At 53.9% G+C, this 6,035-nt stretch carries 6 protein-coding genes and 3 pseudogenes; 5 read left to right on the top strand and 4 right to left on the bottom strand.

Annotation, left to right across the window (positions count from 1 at the left end):
• A pseudogene (locus EFR00_RS23855) lies at positions 1-111 on the top strand (IS5/IS1182 family transposase); the annotation flags it as partial.
• Here the strand turns inward: EFR00_RS23855 and EFR00_RS23850 are convergent.
• The gene (locus EFR00_RS23850) at positions 63-950 is read right to left on the bottom strand and encodes a lysylphosphatidylglycerol synthase transmembrane domain-containing protein (protein WP_125864863.1); all 888 of its coding nucleotides are present in this window, start codon (positions 948-950) and stop codon (positions 63-65) included. The pseudogene EFR00_RS23855 and the gene EFR00_RS23850 sit on opposite strands and share 49 nt — an antisense overlap.
• A 268-nt stretch (positions 951-1,218) precedes the next feature.
• Here EFR00_RS23850 and EFR00_RS23845 point away from each other — a divergent pair, with 268 nt between their 5' ends.
• Both EFR00_RS23845 and EFR00_RS34055 read left to right on the top strand, forming a co-directional pair.
• Complete coding sequence (locus EFR00_RS23845) at positions 1,219-2,550, top strand: hypothetical protein (RefSeq protein ID WP_077994682.1); 1,332 nt, start codon at positions 1,219-1,221, stop codon at positions 2,548-2,550.
• 90 nt (positions 2,551-2,640) lie between these two features.
• The gene (locus tag EFR00_RS34055; protein WP_341356223.1) at positions 2,641-2,811 is read left to right on the top strand and encodes a hypothetical protein; all 171 of its coding nucleotides are present in this window, start codon (positions 2,641-2,643) and stop codon (positions 2,809-2,811) included.
• On the opposite strand, the gene EFR00_RS23835 is transcribed toward EFR00_RS34055, so the two are convergent.
• Positions 2,792-3,877, bottom strand: coding sequence for a glycosyltransferase family protein (locus EFR00_RS23835; protein WP_077994684.1), 1,086 nt, complete (start codon positions 3,875-3,877; stop codon positions 2,792-2,794). The two genes, EFR00_RS34055 and EFR00_RS23835, sit on opposite strands and share 20 nt — an antisense overlap.
• Before the next feature lie 527 nt (positions 3,878-4,404).
• Here EFR00_RS23835 and EFR00_RS34260 point away from each other — a divergent pair.
• Both EFR00_RS34260 and EFR00_RS23825 read left to right on the top strand, forming a co-directional pair.
• Positions 4,405-4,509: pseudogene (locus tag EFR00_RS34260) on the top strand (DapH/DapD/GlmU-related protein); the annotation flags it as partial.
• A 44-nt stretch (positions 4,510-4,553) separates the two neighbouring features.
• On the top strand, positions 4,554-5,453 hold the full coding sequence (locus tag EFR00_RS23825) for a hypothetical protein (RefSeq protein ID WP_077994692.1): 900 nt from the start codon (positions 4,554-4,556) through the stop codon (positions 5,451-5,453).
• Here EFR00_RS23825 and EFR00_RS33140 read toward each other — a convergent pair.
• Both EFR00_RS33140 and EFR00_RS34050 read right to left on the bottom strand, forming a co-directional pair.
• Positions 5,443-5,619, bottom strand: coding sequence for a hypothetical protein (locus tag EFR00_RS33140; RefSeq protein WP_167482301.1), 177 nt, complete (start codon positions 5,617-5,619; stop codon positions 5,443-5,445). The two genes, EFR00_RS23825 and EFR00_RS33140, sit on opposite strands and share 11 nt — an antisense overlap.
• A 261-nt stretch (positions 5,620-5,880) precedes the next feature.
• Positions 5,881-6,024 (bottom strand): annotated as a pseudogene (locus EFR00_RS34050) (ATP dependent DNA ligase); the annotation flags it as partial.
• Positions 6,025-6,035: the final 11 nt, after the last annotated feature.

Raw genomic sequence — 6,035 nt, 5'->3', positions numbered from 1 at the left:
TGCTTTTCTAAACTCAAGCAGTTCAGAAGGGTCGCGACGCGCTTCGAGAAAACCGCCGAAAACTACCTCGCCGTCGTCACTATCGCGGCGACAATGCTATGGATCAGATAACTGTCCACACGACCTAGTATTACGAATGCCGAAACGACGGAGGCGTGGAAAGTACCGACTCCGGATGGCGCAGCTGGGATCATCAGGCCCAAGCCGCCGGCGAACAACACGAACAACGACTCTTGGTAACTCAGCGCGACGCCGACAAAACGGCCCACGCAGATATACGCAAGCGCATATGCCGAAAGCCACAGAACCAGCGTGAGAACAGCAGGAACGATGGTCACCGAAAGAGATAGGCTTCGTGCGGAATTTCGGATGAAATGAATAATGTGGCGGTCAAAGAAATCCTGCAGTCGCACGAGACCGAAGACGGGTCGCAATATCGGGACAAGCCGATCGCTGAAATACCTTACGAGAACTGCCGACAGAAATATCCCAGCTATTGCACCAAACATGATGACCAGCAGAACATTTCGGTATTCGGAATTCAGTGTATGGCTCAGCAAGACCAAGGAAAATATACCGACAGAAATGATCGTCACCAGGTCGACCATTTTTTCGATCAGAAGCTTACCAAGAGCGTCGGCGTAGGGGACAGTTGCGACGACACGGCTGTAATGTACGCGTAAAAGGTCTCCGCCTCTCGCAGGAAGGAACATGTTGGTGCCAAGACCGAGCAGGGAGGCCATGAGGGACGCTCCGTAACCGATCCTACCGTCCAGCAACAGTCGCCATCGCACCGCATAACCCACGGCAATGCCGAAGGTAACAAGCATGAACCACAGGAGCGATGTGACGGATATTCCGCTACGAAAAATGCGGACAGCTTCCTCCCAATCCACTGCCTTTAGCAGGAATATCAGGAAGAGTAGGCTTATTGCCGAGGCTATAAGCATCTGCAAGCGTTGATGATTAAAGAGGCCGCGTATCACGTTTGCTGGGTTCTCTTTCGAAGCGGCGGCGCCATTGGACCGCAAAGGTCTTCGCTCTGCTCGGATCGCTGCCCCTAACATATTACAACAATCAGGAGCAACCCCTTGACCTCTCGCTTTCACAGGAGTTGCTGTCGCGACAGCGCTCGACCTTAGCCGGTGGCCCGTTGCCTTTTGATTCAGAGCCAATTGCCTCGCAATCCGCGGGGCCTTTTTACTTTGGAGACAATGAATGCCCAGAAACCCATCAACCGGCGTCTATTCCAAACCCGCCGGGACGACACCCTCCGTTGGCCAGGTCATCGATCCGGCGCCATGGAACGCGCTGACGACCGATCTCGGCAACGAAATCACCAACTCGCTGCCGCGCGATGGCTCGGCGCCGATGGCAGCGCCGCTCAAGGCCGCAGGCGGCACCGTTTCGGCGCCGGGTGTTGGCTTCGCCTCGAACCCGCAGACTGGACTCTATCTCAAGGGCGGCGGAGCGCTGGGTTTCACCCAGAACGGCGTCGACATCTTTTTCGACAAAGCCTCGGTCTATGCGGCGAAGTCAGGCGATTACACCGCGCTTGCCTCCGACGACAACGCCGTTCACCGCTTTACCGCGTCTGCCACGCTCACCCTGACCGCAGCGGCAACGCTCGGCGCAAACTGGCACTATTGCGTCATCGCCGACGGCGGCGACGTGACGATCGATCCGAATGGGGCAGAGACGATCGACAGCGCGGCAACCCTTGTCGTCCCGAACGGGTATTCCACCTTCATCGTCTGCAGTGGGACAGCGTTCTTCACGGATAAGCTGATTGCCAAGATCCAGGCTAAATCGGAGATCAACAACGTCGTCGGGTGTGAGACCGTCTATGTATCCAGCACTTCTATTCAGATGAAAACCGGCGAGGTGTTCTTCAATTCCAAGAACGTCGTCTATGCTTCCGCGCTGACAAAATCCCTGTCCACCACCTTCACGGCCGGCAATAGCGGCGGGTTCCTTGACACTGGCGTCATGCAGGCGAGCAAAACCTATTTTGTTCACTCTGTGCGCAACCTTACAACAGGCGTTGGCGATTGGGTTGCAAGTTTGCAATCTGTCCCGACGCTCGTTTCAACGGCAAACCTTACGGGATGGGAAGTTGTCGGGCGGGTAAATGTCGTATTGACAACGTCAGGCAATGTAATTCGTCAGTATGTTCAAGATGGTAATGAATATAGAATTGCTGTTGCCGTGCAGGAATACAATGGCTTCGGCATATCTGTCAACGACATACAGCCAGTTGGTACTCCTGCTGGGATTGCTACTGAAATTTATTGGATTCTTGCGGTTAATTCTGCGGCTAATTCATCGGGCGAGCTTGGCGCGGGAGCTGATGCTGTAACATCTCCTGTTGCAGTCTTGAATGTCAACGCGGGCAACACGGCACAAGCGGGCCGCGTATCTGCTCGCAGCCGATCGCGATCAACGGGGATTGTAACCTTTTACGCCATCACGACGGTCGGTAGCGTATCGTATACATTGCGATCAATCGGCTTTAACGACTATACCGTACCGCGCCTGAATGGAGCTTGATCATGACGATGGTTTGCGTGATGCGCGACGAAAACGGCGCAATCAAAAGCGTGTTCGCCGGCAGACAGTAAATCGCACAAGAGGCGATCGATGACCTGGAGCACGTCCTGTGAAAACGGAATCGACCTAGATCGTCTCGGCCGCGACACGCTGGACATCCTCAACATTGTGCACGAATGTGAGCAGCGGGTGCCTTCCATCACCGTTCTTGAACAGGTTAACCATCAAAAAGATCCGCAGTTTACCGACAGAGTTGCGTAAAACTCTCCCATTGAGCCTCTTTGCTGTATCGGCTCTTTATCATCATGTTGCCTGCCGCCGCGATTTCTCTCAGTCTGGTTTGGTCGGCGAGTGCAGTGCGAATTGATGCCACTGCCGACTGCGCACTGCCATAGGTCACTATGGTGGTACCGTCGATCATTCCATTGGGGTAGTTGCCAGCGTCGGAGATCATCAGAGCACCGCAGCCTAACGCTTCCCAGCAGCGCATGTTGCCTCGATCTGAGCCGGCCATGTCGACAGCTCCGTTCAAGACGATTTTTGCTTGCGAGATTCCGCGATACAGGTCGCGCCCAAAAACAGGCGGACGGGAAACCGCGCGAATGCCCTTAGGACGCCGATGATCATTCAGGGGCAAGAGCCATCCCAGAGGGCTTTCAGCAAGTCGCGTAAGGCGAGATCGGTCTAAGTGGTAGACAACCCGAAAATCCTTGCGAAGTTCGGAGACCGCCTCAAGAATTTCCGCGCGCCTGCTATGATGGCGGCTATATCCTCCGACAAATAAAATATCGATCGGGCGGCTGCTGTTCGCCGCATAGCTGTCCATTGCGAGGTCATGGGATGGCGCCATGTACTCTGCCCGCCATCCGCGGCCTCTGTAGCTCTCTATGATCGTTGGAAAATTGCAGACGAGAAGATCATATGCACCCAGATCGACGTTTCCTGAAGGCGCTGCTCGCCAAGCTATCGACCTTTTTACCGTTCCCGGCAACTTCCTGACGAACTCATTGCCGTATCGAATAGGATCAAGATTGTAAAAAATCTCAGTGCGGTGATCCTCGATCTGGCTAAGCAGTATTTGCTCCAACGCCGTGGAGGTCGGGAGGCCATGCTCTTGGGCCCAAAATCGCTGCGTAATGGGATCGTCACCGGTTGTGAAGAAAGCATCGCTACTTCCGTCGACCACTGTCTTAAGCAGGTGGCACGCGCCGAACGAATCCGAGAGAAAAACCTGCCGTCGTTCGGAAAAAGCATTCGCTGATGCTGCAAGCTTGTTGAGTCGGTGCATATATGCAGGGTATAGGCCAAAATTCTGAAAGACGCGCATTACTTAACCGATGTGGTGGCTCGCAGTTGAACCCGCGTACCATTAAAACCAGTCGTTGGCGATAATGATCTTTCCAGTTGAGACGGTAAAGGCGGCAAGTGTTTTCAAGTCTGATATTAACTGCTCGCGAAAAGCTTTTAGCAAGCCTTGTCACTTCTGCCGCCAGGAGGGACGCCGTCCTTGGCATGTCCACCAAGTTGAGTTCCGAAGGCAGAGTCTTCAACATCCGCAATGACCGATCAGCGATCCAAGTGGGCGCCAACGGAACGATCCGCGGCGAACTTTTAACCTTCGGTTTCGGAGGGAGGATCGAGATTGGTGAATGGTTTTACCTCGGCCCGATGTCAACAATCTGGTCAGCGAGTGAAGTCATCATCGGCGATAGGGTTCTCGTATCGCATTCGGTTGCAATTCATGACAGCGACAGCCACCCGACCGATCCGCAGATGCGCTTCGCGCAGACAAAGCAAATTCTGACCAGTGGACATCCGCGCGAGAACCCCGGGGTAAAGACGACGCCGGTACGTATCGGAAATGATGTGTGGATTGGCATGGGTGCAATCATTCTGAAAGGCGTGACAATTGGCGATCGTGCGATTATTGGTGCCCGATCAGTTGTCAAGACAGACGTTCCTGCGGATGGTTTTGTGCCATCCCCCACAAGCGAGCCAAATCCATGAAGACCCGCCTTCGTCGCAAATTTCGTGACTTTGCCTTTCAGGCGCGACGGCTCATTGGCTTGGAAAAGCTACTTGTTCTGCAGGGTGAGACCCGCGGGCATCAGATAGCCCAGAGAGACGCCTTGGGCACTCTGGCTGAGGCCGAGTTTTCGGTATTTTCCCAATGGGGTGAGGACGGGATTATCTCTTGGCTAGTGGATACGATCCAACCACCCGTCACAAACTTCGTTGAATTCGGCGTAGAGGATTATCGCGAGAGCAACACGCGGTATTTGCTAACTTCGCGTTACTGGTCAGGCTTGATTATCGACGGCTCCGAAGACAACATCTCCTCCATTCGATCCGATGACATCGCCTACAAATATGATCTGCAAACCCGGGCGGCATTTATCAACCGCGACAATATCGCTGAGTTGATCTCGTCGGCAGGGTTTGTCGGGGGACTAGGGTTACTCAGCGTCGACATCGATGGCGTCGATTACTGGGTGCTTGAGAAGATTCGCGAGAAGGCTGCAATTGTTGTCGTGGAATACAACCATATCTTTGGAGATGCGCCCGTAAGTGTACCTTACGATCAGTCCTTTGTCAGATTGAACAAGCACTACTCCGGGATGTATTGGGGCGCATCTTTGGCTGCATTCCGGCACCTTCTTGAAGAGAGGGGTTACGAATTCATCGGCACCAATCGGGCCGGAACGAACGCCTTCTTTATCGACAACATTTACTCCGGAAAGCTACATAATAAACTGACCCGGCGCCACGAATGGCCATGTCGCATGCGAGAAGTTCGCAACCGGGACGGCAGCCTCGCCTTTAAAACATACAGCGAGGCTAAAAATTTGTTGAATGGCCTTCCGGTCGTAAACGTGACGACGGGCGAAACTGTCACTCTGTAGTTGTCGCCTGGTCACGGGCCCACCCGCCCAAATCTTCATCCAGGCTGCTGGCGACGATGTCTAAGATTCGGTTTAAAATTGGCTTCAGCGCCTCGACATCGCGCGCCTGCTCAATTTCTTCCCGCAGCTGCAATACTGTCGCCTTCTGTTGTTCAAGCGTTTGCATTTTACTCTCTAAATCTTCTCTAGACGGTAGCCATCAATACCGACGCAGTTAGATTAATTCCGGTTCGCCGCTCTGGGGGCCTCGAGGCGGCGTTTCTCTTCTCGCGCGGAGGCTTTAGCTCGCAGTGGCTGCATGAGGGACATTTCAATTGCCATTAGCAACCATATAAATCCGTTTTTCACAGCGAAACCTCAACCTCGGCATAATTGGTGATTGGTCGTCCCTACCGCCTCCGAGAGCGAAAGGCAATCGACCCAGAACCTAAACTAGAGATGGCGGGAGAGGGAGGTCAAAGACCAGGGTACTCTCAGCCGAGTCCCGCAGGCCCTTATATGAGGCATGCCGCAGCTTCCCGCCATGCGTCCAGGCGCGGTATTCGATCTCGGCAATCAAAATGGGCTTGATTCAGACAAGAT

Source organism: Rhizobium sophoriradicis, assembly GCF_003939025.1.
Classification (GTDB): Bacteria; Pseudomonadota; Alphaproteobacteria; order Rhizobiales; family Rhizobiaceae; genus Rhizobium; species Rhizobium sophoriradicis.
This window is presented reverse-complemented; position numbering and strand designations above follow the sequence as displayed.